Source organism: Gordonia sp. NPDC003585, from assembly GCF_040610755.1.
In the GTDB taxonomy this organism is placed as follows: Bacteria; Actinomycetota; Actinomycetes; order Mycobacteriales; family Mycobacteriaceae; genus Gordonia.
In genome coordinates, this window is the sequence record NZ_JBEXMX010000044.1 from 22,779 (window position 1) to 44,835 (window position 22,057).

Consider the following 22,057-nt stretch of genomic DNA (forward strand, 5'->3'; position numbering starts at 1 on the left):
GCGCGGGAGAGCCGCGATCAGATCGGGCGGAAGCCCTGGTAGGCGGGCAACGAGTTGACCCGCTTGAGGATCGGGCCGATGTTGGTGCCGGTCTCCGGTCCGACGCAGCCGACGAAGTAGTACGCGTTGACCATGCCGACGAGGCGATCACCGACGACCACCGGGCTGCCCGAGTCACCTTCGATCACACACATCTGCGACAGGTGAACGTCTCCGTCGGAGAACCAGGCGATACCGCAGGTGGACCCGGTGGTCCGGCCCTCCTTGCAGGCGATGGTCGGGAAACCGATCGGCCGCGTGTCGACGCTGCGGATGGTCACGCTGCGCACGGTGCGCAGCGGCACGACCTTGGCGGGGTTGAACTCGATGATCGCCATGTCCAGGTCGGGCTTGGAGTAGGTGATGGTGCCGATCTGGCCGCGGTCCTGATAGGTCTCAGAGTAGACCTTCTGGCCGGGCGTACCGCAGTGACCCGCGGTGATGCCGATCAGCTTGCCGGTCTTCGACTTTCCGATCGTGGTGAGCGTGCAGGCCGCCGCGGAGTTGCCGCCCTTGAGGACGAGAATTCCCGAGCCACCGCCGACGTACGCCTTTGCCGGTGCGGCGATTGCAGAACCCGCCCCCCAGCCGGCCAGCACTGTCGCAGCCAGAACAGCCAGCAGTGCTGTCAGCTTCCTAATCATCCACACTCCATCGTTAGTAGGCGTCGAAACGCCTGCCGTCAGAGCGCGGCAGGCGTCTGTGCACACGGTACCGGGCGTGCGCGCCGCTGCGCCCGCCGCGGAATCGTCCCGCGGTTGCATTGCAACCTATCCGTAATAGCCGTCACATTCCAGCCGCGTCCACAGCCTTCCTCCAGGCAAGGGGTGGACCGCCTGTTCTGTGGCCCCTAGCACACCTCTAAGCTGTGTGGTCGGAGACTTTGCTCTGCGCGTGACCGCGCGAGATCGTCGCGAACCTGATCCCACGTCCGACATGGAGAAACATAAAGTGAGCTCTGCTGGCCGTCCGATTGTCCTGATCGCCGACAAGTTGGCGCCCTCCACGGTGGAGGCGCTCGGCGACGGAGTCGAAGTGCGGTGGGTCGACGGTCCGGATCGTCCGAAGCTGCTCGACGCCGTCGTCGACGCCGACGCCCTGCTCGTCCGGTCGGCGACGACCGTCGACGCCGATGTGCTCGAGGCGGGCAAGAAGCTCAAGATCATCGCCCGTGCCGGCGTCGGCCTGGACAACGTCGATGTGCCGGCCGCGACATCGCGTGGCGTGATGGTGGTCAACGCGCCCACCTCCAACATCCACACCGCCGCCGAACACGCCATCGCCTTGCTGATGTCGGCGGCCCGCCAGATCCCGGCGGCCGATGCGACGCTGCGTGACCACACCTGGAAGCGCTCGTCCTTCAACGGTGTCGAGATCTTCGACAAGACGGTCGGCGTGGTCGGGCTCGGTCGTATCGGCCAGCTCGTCGCAGCGCGTCTGGCGGCCTTCGAGACCCATGTCATCGCCTATGACCCGTATGTGTCGCCGGCCCGCGCCGCACAGCTCGGCATCGAGCTGGTCACGCTCGACGAGCTGCTCGAGCGTGCCGACTTCATCACCGTGCACCTTCCCAAGACGCCGGAGACGCTGGGTCTCATCGGCGCCGAGCAGTTGGCCCGCACCAAGAAGGGCGTGGTCATCGTCAACGCCGCGCGTGGCGGGCTGATCGACGAGCAGGCGCTCGCCGACGCGATCACCGCCGGACAGGTCCGGGGCGCGGGTCTCGACGTCTACGCGACCGAGCCGTGCACCGATTCGCCTCTGTTCGAACTGCCGCAGGTGGTGGTCACACCTCACCTCGGCGCTTCCACCAGCGAGGCGCAGGATCGAGCCGGTACCGACGTCGCCAAGAGCGTCCGACTTGCCCTGGCCGGCCACTTTGTGCCGGATGCGGTCAACATCACGGGTGGGGCGGTCGACGAAGAGGTCGCGCCGTGGCTCGAGATGGCCCGCAAGCTCGGCGTCGTCATCGGCGCGATCAGCCCGGAGCCGCCGACCTCGATCGTCGTCGACGTGCGCGGTGAACTCGCGTCGAGCAACGTCGAGGTCCTCGGTCTCTCGGCGCTGCGCGGACTGTTTTCGGCGGTCCTCGAGGAGCCTGTCACCTTCGTCAACGCGCCCGCAGTGGCCACCGAGCGTGGTGTCACCTCCGAGGTGACCACAGCCACCGAAAGCCCCAACCACCGCAGCGTCGTCGATGTGAAGGCCGTCTTCGCCGACGGTTCGGTGCTCAATGTCGCCGGCTCGCTCACCGAGCCGCAGCTGGTGGAGAAGATCGTCAACATCAACGGCCGCAACTTCGACCTGCGTGCCGAGGGCCACAACCTGCTGGTCAGCTACGCCGACCAGCCTGGTTCGCTGGGCAAGATCGGCACGCTGCTCGGCAACGCCGGTATCGACATCCTCGCTGCCGGCCTGTCCCAGGACGCCGAGGGACCGGGCGCGACGATGATGCTCCGCGTTGGTGACAAGATCGCCGACGACCTCGTCTCCGCGATCTCCGATGCGGTCGGCGCAACTCTCATCGAACAGGTGGATCTGTCATGAAACTTGCCGTCATCGCCGGCGACGGCATCGGGCCGGAGGTCATCGGCGAAGCACTCGACGTGCTGCGGACGGTGGTTCCCGACGTCGACACCACCGAGTTCGATCTCGGTGCCCGCCGCTACCACCGCAACGGCGAACTGCTCACTGACGCTGACCTCGAGTCGCTGCGTGAGCACGACGCCATCCTGCTCGGCGCGATCGGCGACCCGTCGGTGCCGTCGGGTGTCCTTGAGCGCGGCCTGCTGCTGACGATGCGCTTCGCGCTCGACCATCACGTGAACCTGCGCCCGTCGCGACGGTTCCCGGGTGTGTCCACGCCGCTCGCAGGCGACCCCGACATCGACTTCGTGGTGGTCCGCGAGGGCACCGAAGGGCCGTACACGGGCAATGGCGGGGCCATTCGGACCGGAACCCCGCACGAGGTGGCCACCGAGGTCAGCGTCAACACGCGCTACGGCGTCGAACGCGTCGTCCGTAATGCCTTCGGCCGGGCTCAGCAGCGGCGCAAGCATCTGACGTTGGTGCACAAGACCAACGTGCTCACCTTTGCCGGGTCGCTGTGGGCGCGCGCGGTCGAGGAGATCGGGGCCGAGTTCCCCGATGTGACCACCGACTACTGCCACGTCGACGCCGCCACCATCTACCTGGTGACCGATCCGGGCCGATTCGACGTCATCGTCACCGACAACCTGTTCGGCGACATCATCACCGACATCGCGGCCGCGGTGAGTGGTGGAATCGGTCTCGCCGCGTCCGGCAACATCGACGCGACCCGAACCAACCCGTCGATGTTCGAGCCCGTCCACGGCAGTGCCCCCGACATCGCCGGACAGGGCAAGGCCGATCCGACGGCCGCGATCCTCTCGGTCGCCCTGCTGCTCGAGCATCTCGGTGAGGCCGATGCGGCCAAGCGCGTCGAGAAGGCGGTCGCCGACGACCTCGCCGATCGCGGCGGTGCGGTCCTGAGCACCAGCGAGGTCGGCAAGCGGATTCGCGAACGGCTCGCCTGAGTCGCTGTAGACAACATCCCTGCGTGCTGCAGGAGAACCTGTGTGCTGGAGCACGCAGGTTCTCATGTGGACACAGAGTGTGTCGAGGCGGCCTATGCCACCGGCTCTTCGACGACCGGCGGATCGTCGGGTACCAGGGGAGCGGCCAGTAATGGCGTCAGCGCGGTGATCGCGAAGGTCAGCGGAAAGCCCACGGCCGCGATCAATGCGCCGAACACCGGTGTGGTCACCGCCGTCGCCAGATACTGACCCGTGTTCTGCACGGCCAGACCCCGACCGCTCCATTCGGGTCCCGCGTACTCCGCGATGGCGGTGAACGCGAGTCCGTTGTCGGCGACCGATATCACCGTGGCCACCGCCATCAGGGCGGGCGCCCATGGGCTGTCGATCCAGTCGGCGAAGGCCAGCGCAGCCATCGCGGCGGCCGCGCCGATCGCGATGAGCCGGACCGGGCGCATCCGGGACGCCCAGGCGTCCGACCACCGGCCGGCGACGATCCGACCGAGCGCACCGATCACCTGGGTCACGGTGATCAAGACACCGGCTGTCGTCGGCGCCCAATGATGCGCGACGATCAGCCAGGTCGGCACAAAGGTCCACAGCATCGACTGCGGTACCACCAGCAGAACGCTGACGGTGTGTACGCGGGCCAGGAAACTGCTCTCCCGGTAGGGATTTCGCTTCGGAGCTGGTGCGTGCGAGTCCACGACGCGGGTCGGGTGCCGCGGCGGATCGACGACGCCGATCAGTACCGCGATAAGTCCCGCCGCGGTCACGACGGCCGGAATGGCAAGTGCTGCACCGATTCCGTGCGCCGCCGCCGTCGCCGGCATGGTGAGTGCACATACTGCGATGCCCAGCGGCTGGGCCATCTGGCGAATACCCATCGCGGTGCCACGCTGGTCGGCGGGGAACCACCCGACAACGATCCGACCGCTCGCACCGTTGGCCGCACCCGATCCGACGCCGCCGATGAGCAGGCAAGCACCGAGCACGAGATACGAGGCACCGGCGAACGCTGCCGCCGCGGCCGCACTCGCACCGGCCAGGCTGATCGACAGCGAAATCGTCAGGATGCGTCGCTCGCCGTACCGGTCGAGCAGCATGCCCCAGCCGATGATGGCGACCATCAACCCCACGGTCGGGATGGCGGCGAGTGTCGACGCCTCGGTCAGCGTGAGCCCGGCGTCGGCGTGCAGCGCCGGAATCAGATAGGCGACTCCGCTCACCACGCAGGTGGTGGTGAGGGCGGCAAGCAGCGAACATCCGAGCATCGACCACCTGCGTTGCACGGACACCGCGTCGATCACGGTCACGTCGCTCACCACCAATCTCATATTTTGGAACTCAATGCCCACATATTAGAACGAGCCACGCAACCACTCCAACCCGGTTCTCGACATCTGAGACCCGGCGGTAGTGTCATCGACATGCGCTTAGGTCGAATCGCGAGTCCCGGCGGAGTGGCATTCGTCTCCATCGAGGGGGCCGGTCCGGATGGAGTGACACCGGATGCGGTGGCCAAGGAGATCGCCGAGCACCCGTTCGGCACACCCACCTTCACCGGCCGGTCGTGGAAGCTCGCCGACGTACGGCTGCTCGCACCGATCCTGGCGAGCAAGGTGATCTGCATCGGCAAGAACTACGCCGATCACATCAAGGAGATGGGTGGGCGGGCCCCGGCGTCGCCGGTGATCTTCATCAAGCCGAACACCTCGATCATCGGTCCCGACGTCCCGATCCTGCGTCCGCCCTCGTCGGAACGAGTGGACTACGAGGGCGAACTCGCGGTGGTCATCGGGCAACCATGCAGGGACGTCAAGGCCGCACGGGCCAAGGACGTGATCCTCGGTTACACGGTTGCCAACGATGTCACCGCGCGCGACCAGCAGCAGATCGACGGGCAGTGGACCCGCGCCAAGGGCTACGACACGTTCTGCCCACTCGGACCATGGATCGACACCGACTTCGACCCGTCCGACGTGGAACTGCGCACCGAACTCGACGGTGAGGTCCGCCAGCGCAGCCGAACGTCGTTGATGCTGCACGACATCGGCGCGATCGTGGAGTGGATCTCGCGCGTCATGACGCTGCTGCCCGGTGACGTGATCTTGACCGGAACGCCCGAAGGGATCGGCCCAATGGTTGCCGGACAACGGGTTTCGGTCACGGTCGAGGGGCTGGGGACGCTGTCCAATCCGGTTGGGGAGAGGTCGTGACCGTCGCGAGGGTCAACGGCATCGACATCTCCTACGACGTGAGTGGCGACGGTCCGCTCGTCGTCATGGTGATGGGTACCGGCAGTCCGGGCCGGGTCTGGAAGGCCAATCAGGAACCCGCACTGGTGAAGGCGGGCTATCGGGTGGTGACCTTCGACAACCGGGGTATCGCACCGTCATCCGAGTGCGCCGAGGGATTCACCGTCGACGACATGGTCGCCGACACGGCAGCTCTCATCGAGCATGTCGGCGGCGGGCCGGCCCTCGTCGTCGGAACGTCCCTCGGCGCGCGCATCACCCAGGAGCTCGCGCTCGCACGCCCCGACGTGGTGAAAGCCGCTGTCGCCGTTGCCACCTACGGTCGGGGTACGCCGCTGCAGGAAGCGATTTCGGCCGGCGAGCGCGACCTCTACGACAACAAGATCAAGCTGCCACCGGAGTATCAGGCGGCGATCACCGCACATCTGAACCTGTCGCCGCACACGCTCGACGACGATCGTTCCGCCCGTGACTGGCTCGACGTGATCGGTTTCTCGCCGCAGACGGTGACGGCCGGCGTGCGTGCACAACTCGAGTTGCACAACCAGGAGGCCAACCGGCTGGCTGCGTATCGAGCGATCACGCGTCCGATGCTCGTGATCGGGTTTGCCGACGATCGCACCCTGCCGCCGAAACTCGCACGCGAGGTGGCCGACGCGGTTCCGGGTGCCGAGTACGCCGAGGTCGCCAAGGCCGGGCACTTCGGTTACCTCGAGCAGCCCGCCGAGGTGAATCGACTTCTCGTCGAGTTCCTCGGCCGTCACCGCTGACGATCGGGGCATCGGGCGTTCGATACGCTGGCCCACATGAACAACGAGGGTGTGCGCGTCCGTTTCTGTCCGTCGCCGACCGGGACGCCGCACGTCGGTCTGGTGCGGACCGCACTGTTCAACTTCGCTCAGGCCCGGCACGACAACGGCACCTTCGTGTTCCGCATCGAGGACACCGACGCCGCGCGTGACAGTCAGGAGTCCTACGACGCAATCCTGGAGGCGTTGCGGTGGCTCGGCCTCGACTGGGATGAGGGGCCCGAGGTCGGGGGGCCGTACGGGCCCTACCGGCAGTCGGAGCGACGCGAGATCCATGCCGAGGTCGTCGAGAAGTTGCTGGCCTCGGGCGAGGCGTATCACGCGTTCTCCACACCCGAGGAGGTTGAGGCGCGACACCGGGCGGCCGGTCGTGATCCGAAACTCGGCTACGACAACTTCGACCGCGACCTCACCCCCGAACAGCGCTCCGACTTTCTCGCCGAGGGCCGCAAACCTGTTGTGCGCCTACGCATGCCGGACGCCGACATCAGCTGGGACGATCTGGTCCGCGGTACCACGACCATCAAGGCCGGCACCGTCCCCGACTTCGCGCTGACCCGTGCCTCGGGCGATCCGCTCTACACGTTGGTCAACCCGGTCGACGACGCGTTGATGAAGATCACCCACGTCCTGCGCGGCGAAGATCTGTTGTCCTCGACTCCCCGCCAGATCGCGCTGTACCAGGCGCTCATTCGGATCGGTGTCGCCGACGCGGTGCCGGCGTTCGGGCATCTGCCGTTCGTGATGGGGGAGGGCAACAAGAAACTCTCCAAGCGCGATCCGGAGTCGAATCTGTTCCATCACCGCGATCGCGGTTTCCTCCCGGAGGGGCTGCTCAATTACCTCGCACTGCTCGGTTGGGGGTACTCGCACGAGACGGATGTGTTCACCCTCGAACAGATGATCGCCGCCTTCGACGTGCACGACGTGAACTCCAATCCCGCCCGTTTCGATCAGAAGAAGGCCGATGCGATCAACGCCGAGCACATCCGCATGCTCGAGCTCGGTGACTTCACCGCCCGACTCAAGTCGTTCCTCATCGGTCAGGGCAAGCTGACGGAGCGGATCGACGACGCGACCTTCGCCGCGCTCGCCGAGTTGGTCCAGACCCGCATACAGGTTCTCGGTGACGCCTGGGATCTGATCAGCTTCGCCTACGTCTCCGACGAGGACTTCGTCATCGACGAGAAGTCGGCGAACAAGAACCTCGGCCCGGACGCCGTACCGGTCCTCACTGCCACCATCGACGCGATAGCCGAGTTGCCGTCCTGGACCACTCCGTCGATCCACGACGCGCTCAACAGTGCTCTGGTCGACGGTCTGGAACTCAAGCCGCGGAAGGCATTCGGCCCGGTGCGGGTGGCGGTCACCGGCTCGCAGGTGAGTCCGCCGCTGTTCGAGTCGATGGAGATCCTCGGCCGCGACAAGACGCTGGCCCGCTTGGCGGCCGCGCGGGAACTGAGCGAAAAATAGGGCCTGAGCTGCACGTTTGTGGTCTTCTGGTCAGGCTTTGATACTCTAGCGCTCGGCCGTTTCCTCGCGGGAATGGTCAAAGCCTTGGGGTATGGTGTAATTGGCAACACAGCTGATTCTGGTTCAGCCATTCTAGGTTCGAGTCCTGGTACCCCAGCGAACTACACACGATGAGCACCGAGTAGGGTCTCATCGGATGTAGCAGTTCAAGAACGAAAGTTCCTTGGCCCCGTCGTCTAGCGGCCTAGGACGCCGCCCTCTCAAGGCGGTAGCGCGGGTTCGAATCCCGTCGGGGCTACAACGAAGGCGCCCCCTCCGAGATGTCGGAGGGGGCGCCTTCGCTTTTGGCGACTGTTATGTCGACGGCACGGTCGAGCCCGACACCGGCATCTCGCCCAGACCGAGCTTGCGGTGATCCCACGAGCGCGTCCGCGACGGGATGACGCGCACCGCGACACGCTTGTTCATCATCTGCTCGACGAAGGGCTTGGACTCCTCGGTGTAGGGCGCGGTGTAGCGCTCCCACACACTGATCCCTACCTTCAGGCAGGAGTCGGGGTCGTCGAGGATCTCCGCGGTGCCCTCGATCGCGACGCCGCGCAGGGTGCCGTAGGTGTCACCGTCTTCGACGAGGACCGAGCAGCGACTGTTGCGTCGGAGGTTGACGGCCTTCTGCGATTTGGCCTTGGTCTCGAACCAGATCTCGCCGTCGACGATGCCGTACCACATCGCGACGAGGTGGATGCCGCCGTCCGGTCCGGTGGTCGCCAGGGTGGCGGTCCGGCTGCGGGCGATGAACTCGGTGATCTCGTCGTCGGTCATGACGATCTGTGTGCGCTGATTGACTCCCATGCTCTGACGCTAGCCGACGCCTGAGATCGACGGCACACCTCACCCGCGAGATGACTGGAGTCTCTTGTGGATCGCGTCGGCCGCGGCGAGGAGGTCTGCCGCCCACCGGGCGCCCGGGCGTCGGCCCATCCGGTCGATCGGACCCGACACCGAGATGGCGGCGACGACGTCCCCGCCGGCGTCGCGCACCGGCGCCGACACGCTGGCGACGCCTGCGGCACGTTCTCCTGCGCTCTGTGCCCATCCCCGACGACGGATCTCGTGCAGGGCCCGTTCGCTGAACACGCTGTCGTGCACCAGGGCTCGCTGGGTCGCCGGGTCGGCCCAGGCGAGCAGCACCTTGGCCGCCGATCCGGCACTCATCGGGAACCGGGTGCCCACCGGGACCGTGTCCCGAAGTCCCGTAGGCGGTTCCATCGCCGCGACACACACGCGTTCGGCACCTTCGCGGCGATAGACCTGGACCGATTCGCCGGTGATGTCACGCAGTCGCGGGAGCACCATGAGGGCGGCCTCGGTCACCGGATCGTGGGCCGACGCCGCGAGCTCTCCGAGCGCCGGTCCCGGTTGCCACCGTCCGGAACTGTCGCGGGCCAGGAACCGGTGCGCTTCGAGGCCGACGGCCAGCCGGTGCGCGGTCGCGCGGGGGAGTCCGGTGTGCGCACAGAGTTCGGTGAGATTGCATGGCGCCTCGGCGATCGCGTGCAGAACCGCGACCGACTTGTCGAGTACTCCGATTCCGCTGCTGACCGGAGATGCGCTATCATTTCCCATAGGACGATACTATCCGTCCAAATACTGAGATGTCCACGTTGGCGATGTTCACGTTGACGAGACATCCGGTGAGAACTCCAGATAGCCCCAGTAGTTCACGAGATAGACGAGTGCAGCCATGAGTAACAGCCCAGCCCAGCCGCGTACTCTCGCCGAGAAGGTGTGGCAAGACCACGTTGTGGTGCCCGGTGACACCGATGCATCCGGCGCGAAGAATCCCGACCTCATCTACATCGACCTGCATCTCGTGCACGAGGTGACGAGTCCGCAGGCCTTCGAGGGGCTCCGCCTTGCCGGGCGTCCGGTGCGCCGCCCCGATCTGACGATCGCCACCGAGGATCACAACGTCCCGACCCTCGACATCTTCAAGCCGATCGCCGACGAGGTGTCGCGTACACAGGTGGAGACCCTCCGCCACAACTGCGAAGAGTTCGGTATCCGGTTGCATCCCATGGGCGATGCCGAGCAGGGCATCGTGCATGTCGTCGGTCCGCAGCTCGGTCTGACCCAGCCGGGGATGACGGTCGTGTGCGGTGACAGCCATACCTCGACGCACGGTGCGTTCGGTGCGCTGGCGATGGGAATCGGCACATCCGAGGTGGAACACGTTCTGGCAACCCAGACTCTGTCGCTGCGGCCGTTCCGCACCATGGCGATCACCGTCGACGGCGAACTACCCCACGGTGTGACGAGCAAGGACCTGATCTTGGCCGTCATTGCCAAGATCGGCACCGGTGGCGGGCAGGGCTACGTCTTGGAATACCGCGGCGCAGCCATCGAGAAGCTGTCGATGGAAGCCCGAATGACCATATGCAACATGTCGATCGAGGCCGGCGCGCGTGCCGGGATGATCGCACCCGACCAGGTGACCTATGACTTCCTGAAGGACCGTCCAAATGCGCCGACCGGTGCGGAATGGGATGCCGCAGTGGAGTATTGGGACAGTCTGCGCACCGACGAAGGTGCCGAGTTCGACGCCGAGGTGCACATCGACGCGTCCGCGTTGAGCCCGTTCGTGACCTGGGGGACCAACCCCGGCCAGGGTGCTCCGCTCGGTTCGGTGGTCCCGGACCCGGCCGACATGGGTGACGAGACCGCGGCGAGCTCGGCCTCGAAGGCGTTGGAGTACATGGATCTGCGTCCCGGCATGCCGCTGCGCGACATCAAGGTCGACACCGTGTTCGTCGGTTCGTGCACCAATGGCCGGATCGAGGATCTGCGGGCGGTGGCCGGCATCCTGAAGGGCCGCAAGATCGCCGACGGGATGCGCATGCTGATCGTGCCAGGATCGATGCGCGTGCGGGCACAGGCCGAAGACGAAGGGCTCGGCGAGATCTTTGTCGGCGCGGGCGCCGAGTGGCGGCAGGCGGGATGCTCGATGTGCCTTGGCATGAACCCCGATCAGCTGTCGCCGGGGGAACGCTGCGCCTCGACGTCGAACCGCAATTTCGAAGGACGGCAGGGCAAAGGCGGCCGGACGCACCTCGTTTCGCCTGCGGTGGCAGCGGCCACCGCGGTCCGCGGAACTCTCTCGTCTCCCGCCGACCTGTCCTGACCAGATCCCACAACGTCCCTCACCACACCAAAGGCCTCTCGATGCAACCTTTCACCGAACACACAGGAATCGGCGTTCCCCTGCGCCGCAGCAACGTCGACACCGACCAGATCATCCCGGCCGTCTACCTGAAGCGGGTGACCCGCACGGGCTTTGAGGACGGACTCTTCGCCGGATGGCGTGCCGATCCCGACTTCATCCTCAACAACGAGCCGTGGAGTCGCGGTTCGGTTCTCGTCGCCGGGCCCGACTTCGGCACCGGGTCGTCGCGCGAGCACGCCGTCTGGGCACTGTCGGACTTCGGGTTTCGGGTGGTGATCTCGTCGCGGTTCGCCGACATCTTCCGCGGCAACGCCGGGAAGGCCGGATTGGTTGCCGCGCAGGTCGAGCAGTCCGACGTCGAGTTGTTGTGGAAGCGTCTCGACGAGCAGCCGGGTCTGGAAGTGACGGTGAGCCTTGTCCATAAGACCGTCACCGCTGCAGACCTCGTGGTGCCGTTGGCAATTGATGACTACACGCGGTGGCGTCTGATGGAAGGTCTCGACGACATCGGGCTGACATTGCGCCAGGTAGAAGCGATTTCCGACTACGAGGCGACTCGTCGCGCTTTCAAACCGGTCACGCTTCCGGCCTGATTTCGGACCGCTTCCCAAACCCCATATCCCCGTTCGGGGAGATGACGGCCATCACTATCGATTTCGCAACATGCCCGTCTAATTGGCGTGGAAGATGGACGTTTTCGAATTCGTTGTTTACCGTGTGGTGGTAGCTGGCCAAAAAAGCGTGGTCAGAACAGCTTGCGGAGGTAATCAATGAACAAGGCAGAGCTCATCGATGAGCTGACCAAGAAGCTCGACGCGGATCGCAAGACTGCGACCGAAGCCGTCGAGCTCGTGGTGGACACGATCGTTCGGGCGGTGAACAAGGGTGAGAGCGTGACCATCACCGGGTTCGGCGTCTTCGAGAAGCGGCGGCGCGCACCGCGTGTGGCCCGCAACCCGCGTACCGGCGAGACCGTGAAGGTGCGGGCGACGTCCGTTCCGGCGTTCCGTCCGGGCGCTCAGTTCAAGGCCGTCGTCGCCGGCAAGCAGAAGCTCGCTGCGTCCGGCCCGGCCGTCAAGCGCGGTAGCGGCGCAACCGCTCCGGCCAAGAAGGCCGCACCGGCCAAGCGCGCCACCGCAGCCAAGAAGGCCACTCCGGCCAAGAAGGCTGCTCCGGCAAAGAAGGCCACCGCAGCCAAGAAGGCTCCCGCCAAGAAGGCAGCGCCCGCCAAGAAGGCCACCGCAGCCAAGAAGGCTCCCGCCAAGAAGGCGCCGGCCAAGAAGGCTGCTCCGGCAAAGAAGGCCACCGCAGCCAAGAAGGCTCCGGCCAAGAAGGCCCCGGCCAAGCGCACTCGTCGCTGAGTAGCTTCGCACCCAACCCCGTTCAGCCCTCGACGTACTTCCCCCGTCGAGGGCTGAACTGTATGCCGAGCAAGACCGCCCCGTCAGGGCATCGCTACAACGGCATGGGCAGCGGACTCGAGATGTGGTCGGCGGCGACGAGCCGACCGTCGTGCGCCGACACGACCCACACGCTTCCCTTGCGGTTCCGCGCCGCGGGTAGCCGGATGCCGTCGCGATCGGCCCACCATGCCATCAACGGCGGAATGACCTTGCCCTGACTGCAGACCGCGTGCACATGGTCGAGGTCGGCGGCGATCTCCCGGATCCGGCGGTGCGCGGGTTTCGGTTCCGACCGGTATGACTCCTCCGACAGCGTCGGCTCGTTTTCGATCGCGGTGTCGAGGAATGACGCGAACGGTTCGACGGTTTGTCGGCAGCGGACCCGATCGGCGGCATGCACCCGAGTGGCGCCGAATGCGCTCAGCAATCCGACCAGTGCGTCGGCCTGCTTGCGCCCCTCCGAGTCGAGAGGACGCAGCCGGTCGTCGCCGCGGTAGCGCGATCGCCGTCCCGCCTTGGCATGTCGTACCAGCAGCAGAGTGTGCAGGTCGGCCGGCAGTCGGGTGAACTCGCGCAGGATCTTGCGATCGAGTGCATAGCTGAGTTGATTCTCCGCCTTGTCGACGTCGAGCCAGCGCAGTTTGTCGACCTCGCCGTTGGCGGCGAACTCGCCGTCGATGACCGGTGCCGACCAATACCGGACGTGTTTGCGTGAGTGATCGAGGTCGTAGCTGACGTCGCGGAGGTGTCGGCCGAGTCGAACGTTGAAGCCCGTCTCCTCGGCGATCTCCCGGACCGCGGTGTCCACAAGGGTTTCGCCGGTTTCGGCCTTGCCCTTCGGCAGGGTCCAGTCGTCATAGCGGGGCCGGTGCACGATTGCGACTTCTACCGAGTCGGAGGTCGCGCGCCACACGACGCCGCCGGCGGCCCACACGGATTTCACTGTCTTCGACATCGGGAGCGATCCTAGAGCGTCGAGGTTACGAAAAGGTGCTGCCCGTCATGACCCGATGTCCGGACGTCGGCGATTGCGGCGCATCATCTCTCGCTGATGGTCGCGAACGTCTTCGCCGGCGGCGGGTGATGCCACCCAGCTTCCGTCGGACTTGAGTATCCAGCAGCGCGTGCGTGGATCCAGTGCGGAGGCGAACATCTCACCCAGTTCGGCGGTGAGTCGATGATCACGCACCTGCGCCATGACCTCGACGCGACGATCGAGGTTGCGATGCATCATGTCGGCGCTGCCGATCCAGTACTCGTCCTGCGCACCGAAATACAGGATTCGCGAGTGCTCGAGGAATTGGCCCAAGATGGATCGGACGACCACGTTGTCGCTGATGCCCTCCATCCCCGGCCGCAGCGCGCAGATTCCGCGCACCACGATCTCGACGGGAACGCCATTCTGCGATGCCCGATAGAGGGCGTCGATCACTTGCTCATCGACGAGTGCATTGGCCTTCACCTGCACCCGCGCCTGCGGGTTGCCCTCGCGGTGCAGTTCGATCTCCCGATTGATGCGGGCGATGATGCCTGCCCGAATCCCGTGCGGCGCAACCAAGATGTTGCGGTACTCCTTCTTGCGGGAGTAGCCGGTGAGGGTATTGAAGAGATCGGTCAGATCCGCGCCGATGTCCGGGGATGCCGTCAGCAGACCCACATCCTCGTACAGGCGAGCGGTTTTCGGGTTGTAGTTGCCGGTGCCGATGTGGCAATACCGCTTGATGGACGAGCCCTCGCGACGCACCACGAGACAGGTCTTGCAGTGGGTCTTGAGGCCGACGAGGCCGTAGACCACGTGGACTCCGGCCTGCTCGAGCTGACGTGCCCACTTGATGTTGGCCTGCTCGTCGAACCTCGCCTTGATCTCCACGAGCGCCACGACCTGCTTACCGGCCTCGGCCGCGTCGATCAGCGCATTGACGATGGGCGAGTCGCCCGACGTGCGGTACAGGGTCTGTTTGATGGCAAGAACCTGCGGGTCGGCGGCGGCCTGTTCGATGAAGCGCTGCACGCTCGTCGAGAACGAGTCGTAGGGGTGATGCACCAGCACGTCACCCTCGCGCAAGGTGGAGAAGACACTCTTCGGGGTTTCGCGCTCCCCGAAGGCGGGATGCGTCGCCGGGACGAACGGACGGTCCTTGAGATGCGGCCGGTCGAGTGCGTTGACCTCGAACAGCGACGACAGGTCGAGGAGACCGGGTACCTGGATGACATCTGCGGGATTGACGTCGAGCTCGCGCAGCAGCAACTCGAGCATGTGCTCGCTCATGTCGTCGGCGACCTCGAGGCGCACCGGGGAGCCGAAGCGCCTGCGCGCGAGTTCCCGCTCGAGGGCCTGGAGAAGATCCTCGTCGCGATCCTCCTCGACTTCGAAGTCCGCATTGCGGGTGATCCGGAAGGCATGGTGCTCAACGATTTCCATGCCAGGGAAGAGGTGTTCGAGGTTCGCCGCGATCAGATTCTCCATGGGCAGGAACACCACGGTGCGCTTCTGTTCCTTGCCTTCCCCGGTCGGCCGCGGCAGGAGTTGATCCACGCGCACAAAGCGATTCACGTTGTCGGGCACCTTGACGCGCGCAAAGTGTTCGCCGCTCTCGGCATCTTCGCGGACCGTCACCGCGAGATTGAGTGAGAGACCGCTGATGTAAGGGAACGGGTGCGCGGGATCGACGGCGAGCGGGGTGAGGACAGGAAAGACCTCGTCGTGGAAGTGTTCCACCATTCGGCGCTGCTGCTCGTCGGTCAGGTCCGACCAGCCGACCACGTGAATGTCGTTCTCCGCCAACGCCGGCCGCACCGAGTCCATGAACACGCGGGCGTGCCGGTCGGCAATGGTCTGGGTGCGGCCCGCGATGCGCAACAACTGCTCTCGGGGCGAGAGTCCGTCGGCGGAGCGTACCGACAGCCCGGTCTCGTCGCGGCGTTTGAGACCTGCGACGCGCACCATGAAGAACTCGTCGAGATTCGACGCGAAGATCGCGAGGAACTTCGCACGCTCCAGGAGCGGCATCGAGGTGTCCTCGGCCAGCGCCAGCACCCGGGAGTTGAAATCGAGCCAACTCAGTTCCCGGTTCAGGTACCGGTCTTCGGGCAGGTCGGCCGACTCGTCGGGGATCAGGGTGGCCGCGGGCGGCGCGCCTGGTATCGAGGTCGTGACCGTCGGTTCTGTCACATGCGATTCCGGTGTCTGGGTGCCCGAGTCGGGGGAGGCGTCGAAGGCGTCGGCAGGGCTCACCGGTCAATCATGACTCATCGGCCGAATCTGTGACGCCGGTGGGCGCATCACGCGGTGGGTCGGCGTGAGGCGGGTCGGCGGCGACCCGTCAGTCGGCGGATTCACCCCATGCGCTCAACACAGCGGATGTCTTCGGACCCAAGCCCAGAGCGGCCGCGGCGTCGAGGTCGCCGGCCGTGTCGACGTCGGTCCGCAGATCGGACCAGCGCAGCCGGTCAGGATCGAGTTCGAGCGCGCCCGCACCCCGGTGCGCGGCCGCCGAACCCGCACCGAAACGGGGCGGATCGACGCACGACGGGCGTCGGAGCAACAGCACGGTGCCCGAACCGTCCCGATCGGCGAGCAGGACCTCATCGCAGAGACGATTGCGTGCGACCTGCTCGGCGGCGTCGATCACCTCGATGAGACTGGTCGCGCGTGCGGCCGGTAGGTCCGCCTGGATGAGCAGCACCCAATCCGACTCGGGCCAGATCTCCTGCGCGCGGTGTGCTCCGTCGGCGAATGCACGGTTGAGCCCAGCCACCGGCGTCTCCCGGTCACCTCGGGCCGGTTCGCGCACGCCGCGCACGCCCGCGGCCCGGGCATGCGTCAGGACATCGTTGTCGGGGCTCACCACCAGAATCTGATCCACACCGGCCGACGTCAGAGCCCCGATGGTGTCGAGCAGCATCGCGAGGACAAGGGAACGATGGTCGGTCACCGACGCGGTGGGAGAGAGCGTCGCAGCGAGACGGGTTTTGGCGTCGCGCAGGTGTTTGACGGCCAGCACCGCCGAAACCCGTCCCGATCGCCGCGTGCCATCGGCGGCGACGCCGCCGCATGCGCCGGCGGCCCGAGACTCCATCACATTCCTCAGGATACGGCTGGTCCTCCCGGGCCGGTTCCGTGCCGAAGCATCGATGGCGAGGGCTAGGGTGATCACCAACACAGGCTCGACGAGAGGACGACAGTGCGTGCGGTGGTGATGGGTGCGGGTTCCTGGGGGACCGCGACGGCAAAGGTTCTCGTCGACGCCGGGACTCCGACGTCGATTTGGGCGCGTCGGGCCGAACTGGCCGACGAGATCAATTCCACCCACACCAACTCCGACTACCTCGCGGGAATCACCCTGCCCGCCGACCTCGAGGCGTCGAACTCCTACCCGGAACTGCTGGCAGAAGCCGACGTGGTGGTGTGCGCGGTGCCGTCACAATCGTTGCGCGACAACCTCGCTGCGTGGACCCCTCATCTGCGCAAGGACGCCACGCTGGTGTCCCTGGCCAAGGGGGTGGAGACGAGTACCTTGCTGCGGATGAGCGAGGTCATCGCCGAGGTCACCGCCTTTCCCGACGAGCAGATCGCGGTCCTGACCGGACCCAATCTGGCGCGTGAGATCGCAGAGGGACAGCCCGCGGCCACCGTCATCGCGTGCGTCGACGAAGAGCGGGCGGGCCGCCTCCAGAAGGCGTTCGCGACCGGTTACTTCCGGCCGTACACCAACACCGATGTGATCGGCTGCGAGATCGGTGGTGCCGCCAAGAATGTCATCGCGCTCGCCTGCGGCATGGCCAGCGGTGTGGGATTCGGGCAGAACACCTTGGCGACGATCATCACCCGTGGGCTGGCCGAGACCATCCGGCTCGCGGTGGCGGTCGGCGCGAAGATCGAAACTCTCGCGGGTCTCGCCGGGATCGGTGATCTGGTGGCGACCTGCTCGTCGCCGCTGTCGAGGAACCGCACCTTCGGCGCCCGACTGGGCGAGGGGTTGACGATGGAACAGGCGCAGGAGGCGACCCACGGCCAGGTCGCCGAGGGCGTCAAGTCGTGTACCTCGGTGCGGGCGCTGGCCGAGAAGCATCAGGTCGACATGCCCCTGACAGCTGCGGTGCACAAGGTGTGCCACTCGGGAATGTCCGTCGGAGATGCGGTGAGCTCGCTGCTCGGGCGGGAGATCAAGCCCGAGATCTACCGTGACTGACGCCGGGAATCACCCGCGCTCACCGTGACGGTGCGGGCGCAAACTCGAGGGGCCCGGGCGGCAGCGTCTTGGCGATCACGCCGGTGATGTCGGTGATGGGGCCGTTGCCTGCGTTGGCGGGCACCCACAGCGCAACATACGGCCGGTGGTCGACGGCGACATATGACTGGCCCTGCCCCTCGATGGTGTCGACGATGAACCACTGAACTGGTTCGGACCCGGGTGCATCGACGACCTGGAGTTTGCTGCTCGGCGCCAGGTCCGCGGGGCGGGTCACACCGCACCGCAGCGTGAGGTCGTCACCGTCGCCCGAGGCCGGCCAGGTGGCGTTCTGTCCCCGAACCTCCTTGGCGCCGAACCCGTCGAAGTGTTCGGGAAGGGCGGCCAGGAACTTCTCGCACGCGGGCGCGACTGCGGTGTCGACGGTGTAGTTGTCGACAGGTGTCGGGTCGTCGTCCTGATTCAGCGCGGCATAGGTGATGAACCCCACCAGCACCATGATCGGAATCGTGACCAGGGTTGCGATCAGCGCGGGACTCAGTCGCGGGCCGGAACCGTAGCGCTCGGCCGGGCGGCCCTCGGACGAACGACCGTCGGTGGGTTCCTCGTCCGTCGTGGCCTCGACTGTCGCCCGGTCATCCGCCGCGTCGCCGCCACCTGACTTGCCGGTGGCGTCCGTATCCGCGATGTCCGGATCTACCGAACCGCTGTCGTCGGGGCCTGCTGCGTTCACTCGGTACAGGGTAGTGCCCGCCTCAGCGGGTGCTGCTCACCACCGGGCAGGTGAGGGTGCGCGTGATCCCGTCCACCTTCTGGATCTGCGGGACGACGTCGTCGGTCAGGTGAGAAGCGTTGGCGGCATCGACCCGGACGATCACGTCGTAAGGACCGCTGACCTCCTCGGACGAGGCGACCCCCGAGATCTCCGCGATGGTCGCCGCGGCCAGCGCGGCCCGTCCGACCTCGGTCTGGATCAGTATGTATGCCTGAACCACGGCCATCCTCTCCGTTTATCCACATCGCCGGATCGGGCTGTCGACGCCGGCGGCAATGTCGCGCTCGGCGGGAACCGCCCGCCGAGCCAATACACTGTGGCACACATTGTCACCGACAAACCCTTCCACGCGCGACTCAGAGAGACCGGGTGAACAGAAATGACGGCCGCCGGTGCCGGAAAGCCCGAGTCCGATGGTGTGCGTACGGCGACCGTCGGCGAGATCGGTGAGCGGGCCATGATCGCCGCGTTCACCGCACAGGCACGCGGTTCGGCGGCACACCACGACATCGTGATCGGATCGGGCGACGACGCCGCGGTGATCGACACCCGGGGCGTCACGGTGATCAGCACCGACACCGCGGTCGAGGGCAGGCACTTCCGATTCGACTGGTCATCGGCCCAGGACGTGGGTGCGCGCGCCATCGTGCAGAGTGCCGCGGACATCGCCGCGATGGGCGGACGAACCACGGGCGTGGTGGTGTCGATCGCGGCTCCGCCGTCGACTCTCGTCGGGACGCTGCTCGACCTGAACATGGGGATGGTCGACGCCGCGCATCGCCTCGGGGCGCGGGTACTCGGTGGGGATCTCGTGGCGGCGCAGCAAGTAGTGGTCAGTGTCACCGCAGTCGGGGCGATGGACGGCACCGAGCCGGTGGTGCTCGGCGGCGCGAACCCAGGAGACGTGCTCGCGGTGAGCGGCCCGGTGGGAGCCTGCGCCGCAGGCCTGGCGGTGCTGTCGTCGGGGGATGACGACCTGATCGCGCAGTGGCAGGATCTTGTTGCCGCGTATCGGATTCCATCGCCGGACCTGACCCAGGGTCCGATTGCTGCGGCTGCCGGGGCACATGCGATGACCGACATCTCGGACGGTCTCGTCGAAGAATTGATCACCATGGCGCAGGCGTCGGGCACTCGGCTGTCGGTGCGCTCAGGCAGCGTGCCCCGACATGAGAGGGTGACCGCGCTCGCGGAAGAGCTGGGCACCGATGTCGTCGACTGGGTACTCGCCGGCGGCGAAGACCACGAATTGCTGGCCGCCTTCGACGCGGACGCGGTACCGGCCGGCTGGACGGTGATCGGAGAGGTGTCGGCGCCGGGAGCGGAGCGAGCGGGCCGCGTGAGTTCGGCGCCGGGAGTGGAGCGCGTCCCCGCTGATGTCCTGGTCGACGGCAGGTCGATCCATGCCGCTGACGGTCCGCGATTGCGTGGCTGGGAGTCCTTCTCGGCCTGAGACTGGACAGTTGACGGCTGGGTTCGTCGATCCTCCGGTCGCGCGGCGACCATCGGTAAGCGGGTGATTAGATCGGGGCATGGCGATATATGCACTCGACGACCGCGCGCCGATACTGGGCGCGGACACCTATGTCCATCCCGACGCGGTCGTCATCGGGGCGGTCACCCTCGGCGACGGGGTGTCGGTGTGGCCTGGCGCGGTGCTGCGCGGCGACTACGGGACCATCAGCATCGGCGCGCGCAGCAACATCCAGGACGGCACCGTGATCCATTGCACCCCTGTCGATCCGACGGTGATCGGGGCGGGCTGCGTGGTCGGGCACAACGCGCACATTGAGGGTGCGACGATCGGGGACAACTGCCTGATCGCGTCCGGGTCGGTGGTGCTCAACGGTTCGACGGTCGGTGACGGTGCGATCGTCGGCGCCGGCGCTGTGGTGCCGTTCAAGTTCGCCGTACCCGCCCGCCGAATGGCGTTGGGTGTCCCGGCGAAGATCCGCGAGGGTTTCGAGGTGACTGACGGCCACGTCGATCTCAACTGCGAGATGTACTTCCGCAACGCCCAGTACTACCGCTCCGCACTGCGGAGGCTCGACTGATGGCGAAACCCCCGAATCCGAAACCCCTGTCGGAGTTGGTCGATCCCGGGTGGGCGGAGGCGTTGGCGCCGGTCGAGTCGGCGGTCGCCGAGATGGGGCAGTTCCTGCGCGCCGAGATCGCCGAGGGCCGCGGCTATTTCCCGGCCGGCCAGCACGTGCTGCGGGCGTTTACGCGGCCCTTCGACGATGTGCGGGTACTCATCGTCGGACAGGATCCGTATCCGACGCCGGGGCATGCGGTGGGACTGAGCTTCTCGGTGGCGCCCGACGTCTCGCCGATTCCGCGGTCACTGGCCAACATCTACACCGAGTACTGCGCCGACCTCGGCTACCCGATGCCGTCGAACGGCGATCTGAGTCCCTGGGCCGACGCCGGCGTGCTGCTGCTGAATCGTGTGCTCACGGTCTCGCCGGGTGAGCCCGCGTCGCATCGCAACAAGGGCTGGGAGCAGGTCACCGAGTGCGCGATCAAGGCGCTCGCCAATCGCGACGAACCACTCGTCGCGATTCTGTGGGGCAAACACGCGGCCGAATTGCAGAAGTGGATGCCGGATGTCCCGGTCATCGTGTCGCCGCACCCGTCGCCGCTGTCGGCGTCGCGGGGGTTCTTCGGTTCGCGGCCCTTCAGTCGCGCGAACTCCGAACTCGCCGATCTCGGCGCCGACCCGGTCGATTGGCGTTTGCCCTGACGGGCTCTAACGGGAGGCTGCCCAGTCGGGCTTGCGCTTGCCGATGAAGGCGTCGACGCCCTCGCGTCCCTCCGGCGCGCCCGACCGCAGCGCGATGGATTGCGCCTCCAGCGCCAGATGCTCGACCAGGCTGTGATCGGGGGCCGCGGACAGCAGTCGGCGGGCACCCTGATCGGCCTGCCATGGCCCGGCAGCGATCTTCTCGGCTGCGGCCCGGGCGAGCGCGTCGACATCGTCGTCGGCGACGATCTCGGACAGCAGACCCCAGTCGGCGGCCTCCGACGCCGAGATCACCCGATCGGTGAGGATGATGTTGCGGGCTCGGGCGGCCCCGACTGCGCGCGGCAACGTCCAGGTCATCCCGCCGTCGGGGGTCAGGCCGATGCCGCGGTAGGCGGGACGCATGCGGGTGGATTCGCCGCCGATCGCGAGGTCGGCGTGCAGTACCAGCGACATCCCGGCGCCGGCTGCCCAGCCCTTGACAGCGGCTACCACGGGCCGGTCGGCCTCGTACAGCGCGGCGACCATCGCGTGGAAGTTGTCGGCGAGGCCACGCAGGTAGGTGGGCCGGTCCTCGGCCGCGGC

General features: G+C 66.6%; 22 protein-coding genes and 2 tRNA genes. 14 read left to right on the forward strand and 10 right to left on the reverse strand.

The window, feature by feature from the left end; translation table 11 throughout:
* Positions 1–17: 17 nt before the first annotated feature.
* Positions 18–683, reverse strand: a complete 666-nt coding sequence (locus tag ABZW74_RS13870; RefSeq protein WP_240857534.1) for a S1 family peptidase — start codon at positions 681–683, stop codon at positions 18–20.
* Positions 684–990: 307 nt separating this feature from the next.
* Here ABZW74_RS13870 and serA point away from each other — a divergent pair, with 307 nt between their 5' ends.
* Positions 991–2,586: a phosphoglycerate dehydrogenase gene (gene serA / locus ABZW74_RS13875; protein ID WP_240857535.1), complete on the forward strand. Its 1,596-nt coding sequence runs from the start codon at positions 991–993 to the stop codon at positions 2,584–2,586.
* The gene (locus ABZW74_RS13880) at positions 2,583–3,596 is read left to right on the forward strand and encodes a 3-isopropylmalate dehydrogenase (RefSeq protein WP_240857536.1); all 1,014 of its coding nucleotides are present in this window, start codon (positions 2,583–2,585) and stop codon (positions 3,594–3,596) included. Before serA ends, ABZW74_RS13880 begins: the two co-directional genes overlap by 4 nt.
* Positions 3,597–3,688: 92 nt before the next feature.
* Here ABZW74_RS13880 and ABZW74_RS13885 read toward each other — a convergent pair whose 3' ends face one another.
* On the reverse strand, positions 3,689–4,912 hold the full coding sequence (locus ABZW74_RS13885) for an MFS transporter (protein ID WP_355276876.1): 1,224 nt from the start codon (positions 4,910–4,912) through the stop codon (positions 3,689–3,691).
* Between the two features lie 114 nt (positions 4,913–5,026).
* Here ABZW74_RS13885 and ABZW74_RS13890 point away from each other — a divergent pair, with 114 nt between their 5' ends.
* The 5 genes from ABZW74_RS13890 (at position 5,027) to ABZW74_RS13910 (ending at position 8,434) form a co-directional block, all read left to right on the forward strand.
* Positions 5,027–5,815 carry a fumarylacetoacetate hydrolase family protein gene (locus ABZW74_RS13890; protein ID WP_240857537.1) on the forward strand — a complete coding sequence of 263 codons (789 nt, stop codon included), beginning with the start codon at positions 5,027–5,029 and terminating at the stop codon, positions 5,813–5,815.
* Positions 5,812–6,624, forward strand: coding sequence for an alpha/beta hydrolase (locus ABZW74_RS13895; protein WP_240857538.1), 813 nt, complete (start codon positions 5,812–5,814; stop codon positions 6,622–6,624). The genes ABZW74_RS13890 and ABZW74_RS13895 overlap by 4 nt, the downstream gene beginning before the upstream one ends.
* Before the next feature lie 36 nt (positions 6,625–6,660).
* Complete coding sequence (gltX, locus tag ABZW74_RS13900; protein ID WP_240857539.1) at positions 6,661–8,136, forward strand: glutamate--tRNA ligase; 1,476 nt, start codon at positions 6,661–6,663, stop codon at positions 8,134–8,136.
* An 85-nt stretch (positions 8,137–8,221) separates the two neighbouring features.
* Positions 8,222–8,293 (forward strand) — tRNA-Gln (locus tag ABZW74_RS13905).
* 68 nt (positions 8,294–8,361) lie between these two features.
* Positions 8,362–8,434 (forward strand) — tRNA-Glu (locus ABZW74_RS13910).
* A gap of 56 nt (positions 8,435–8,490) precedes the next feature.
* On the opposite strand, the gene ABZW74_RS13915 is transcribed toward ABZW74_RS13910, so the two are convergent.
* Together ABZW74_RS13915 and ABZW74_RS13920 are read right to left on the reverse strand one after the other, a co-directional pair.
* Positions 8,491–8,988 (reverse strand): PPOX class F420-dependent oxidoreductase, encoded by a 498-nt coding sequence (locus tag ABZW74_RS13915; RefSeq protein WP_240857540.1) that lies wholly within the window; start codon positions 8,986–8,988, stop codon positions 8,491–8,493.
* 39 nt (positions 8,989–9,027) lie between these two features.
* Positions 9,028–9,762 carry an IclR family transcriptional regulator gene (locus ABZW74_RS13920; RefSeq protein WP_355276864.1) on the reverse strand — a complete coding sequence of 245 codons (735 nt, stop codon included), beginning with the start codon at positions 9,760–9,762 and terminating at the stop codon, positions 9,028–9,030.
* Positions 9,763–9,880: 118 nt separating this feature from the next.
* Here ABZW74_RS13920 and leuC point away from each other — a divergent pair, with 118 nt between their 5' ends.
* From leuC to ABZW74_RS13935, 3 genes are all read left to right on the forward strand, one after another.
* Positions 9,881–11,317 carry a 3-isopropylmalate dehydratase large subunit gene (leuC, locus tag ABZW74_RS13925; RefSeq protein ID WP_240857542.1) on the forward strand — a complete coding sequence of 479 codons (1,437 nt, stop codon included), beginning with the start codon at positions 9,881–9,883 and terminating at the stop codon, positions 11,315–11,317.
* A 41-nt stretch (positions 11,318–11,358) separates the two neighbouring features.
* Positions 11,359–11,952, forward strand: a complete 594-nt coding sequence (gene leuD, locus ABZW74_RS13930; protein ID WP_355276866.1) for a 3-isopropylmalate dehydratase small subunit — start codon at positions 11,359–11,361, stop codon at positions 11,950–11,952.
* 177 nt (positions 11,953–12,129) lie between these two features.
* A complete protein-coding gene (locus ABZW74_RS13935) occupies positions 12,130–12,720 on the forward strand; it encodes an HU family DNA-binding protein (protein WP_240857544.1) in 591 nt (196 codons plus the stop codon).
* A gap of 94 nt (positions 12,721–12,814) precedes the next feature.
* Here ABZW74_RS13935 and ABZW74_RS13940 read toward each other — a convergent pair whose 3' ends face one another.
* The 3 genes from ABZW74_RS13940 to cofC form a co-directional block, all read right to left on the reverse strand.
* A complete protein-coding gene (locus ABZW74_RS13940; protein ID WP_240857545.1) occupies positions 12,815–13,717 on the reverse strand; it encodes an NUDIX hydrolase in 903 nt (300 codons plus the stop codon).
* Between the two features lie 45 nt (positions 13,718–13,762).
* Positions 13,763–15,934, reverse strand: a complete 2,172-nt coding sequence (locus tag ABZW74_RS13945; RefSeq protein WP_240857610.1) for an RNA degradosome polyphosphate kinase — start codon at positions 15,932–15,934, stop codon at positions 13,763–13,765.
* 151 nt (positions 15,935–16,085) lie between these two features.
* Positions 16,086–16,841: a 2-phospho-L-lactate guanylyltransferase gene (gene cofC / locus ABZW74_RS13950; protein WP_355276878.1), complete on the reverse strand. Its 756-nt coding sequence runs from the start codon at positions 16,839–16,841 to the stop codon at positions 16,086–16,088.
* Positions 16,842–16,946: 105 nt separating this feature from the next.
* Here cofC and ABZW74_RS13955 point away from each other — a divergent pair, with 105 nt between their 5' ends.
* Positions 16,947–17,954, forward strand: a complete 1,008-nt coding sequence (locus tag ABZW74_RS13955) for an NAD(P)H-dependent glycerol-3-phosphate dehydrogenase (protein ID WP_240857546.1) — start codon at positions 16,947–16,949, stop codon at positions 17,952–17,954.
* A 19-nt stretch (positions 17,955–17,973) separates the two neighbouring features.
* Here the strand turns inward: ABZW74_RS13955 and ABZW74_RS13960 are convergent, their stop codons facing one another.
* The gene (locus ABZW74_RS13960) at positions 17,974–18,687 is read right to left on the reverse strand and encodes a DUF3515 domain-containing protein (protein ID WP_240857547.1); all 714 of its coding nucleotides are present in this window, start codon (positions 18,685–18,687) and stop codon (positions 17,974–17,976) included.
* Positions 18,688–18,709: 22 nt separating this feature from the next.
* Positions 18,710–18,955, reverse strand: coding sequence for an Lrp/AsnC ligand binding domain-containing protein (locus ABZW74_RS13965; RefSeq protein ID WP_240857548.1), 246 nt, complete (start codon positions 18,953–18,955; stop codon positions 18,710–18,712).
* A gap of 153 nt (positions 18,956–19,108) precedes the next feature.
* On the opposite strand from ABZW74_RS13965, the gene ABZW74_RS13970 reads away from it, so the two are divergent.
* The 3 genes from ABZW74_RS13970 (at position 19,109) to ABZW74_RS13980 (ending at position 21,472) form a co-directional block, all read left to right on the forward strand.
* Complete coding sequence (locus ABZW74_RS13970) at positions 19,109–20,182, forward strand: thiamine-phosphate kinase (RefSeq protein ID WP_355276870.1); 1,074 nt, start codon at positions 19,109–19,111, stop codon at positions 20,180–20,182.
* Between the two features lie 79 nt (positions 20,183–20,261).
* Entirely contained in the window at positions 20,262–20,783 is a 522-nt protein-coding gene (locus ABZW74_RS13975; RefSeq protein ID WP_240857550.1) for a gamma carbonic anhydrase family protein, read from the forward strand.
* Complete coding sequence (locus ABZW74_RS13980; RefSeq protein WP_355276872.1) at positions 20,783–21,472, forward strand: uracil-DNA glycosylase; 690 nt, start codon at positions 20,783–20,785, stop codon at positions 21,470–21,472. The genes ABZW74_RS13975 and ABZW74_RS13980 overlap by 1 nt, the downstream gene beginning before the upstream one ends.
* Before the next feature lie 6 nt (positions 21,473–21,478).
* On the opposite strand, the gene ABZW74_RS13985 is transcribed toward ABZW74_RS13980, so the two are convergent.
* On the reverse strand, positions 21,479–22,057 hold a 579-nt coding region (locus ABZW74_RS13985), incomplete at its 5' end, for an enoyl-CoA hydratase-related protein (RefSeq protein WP_355276874.1).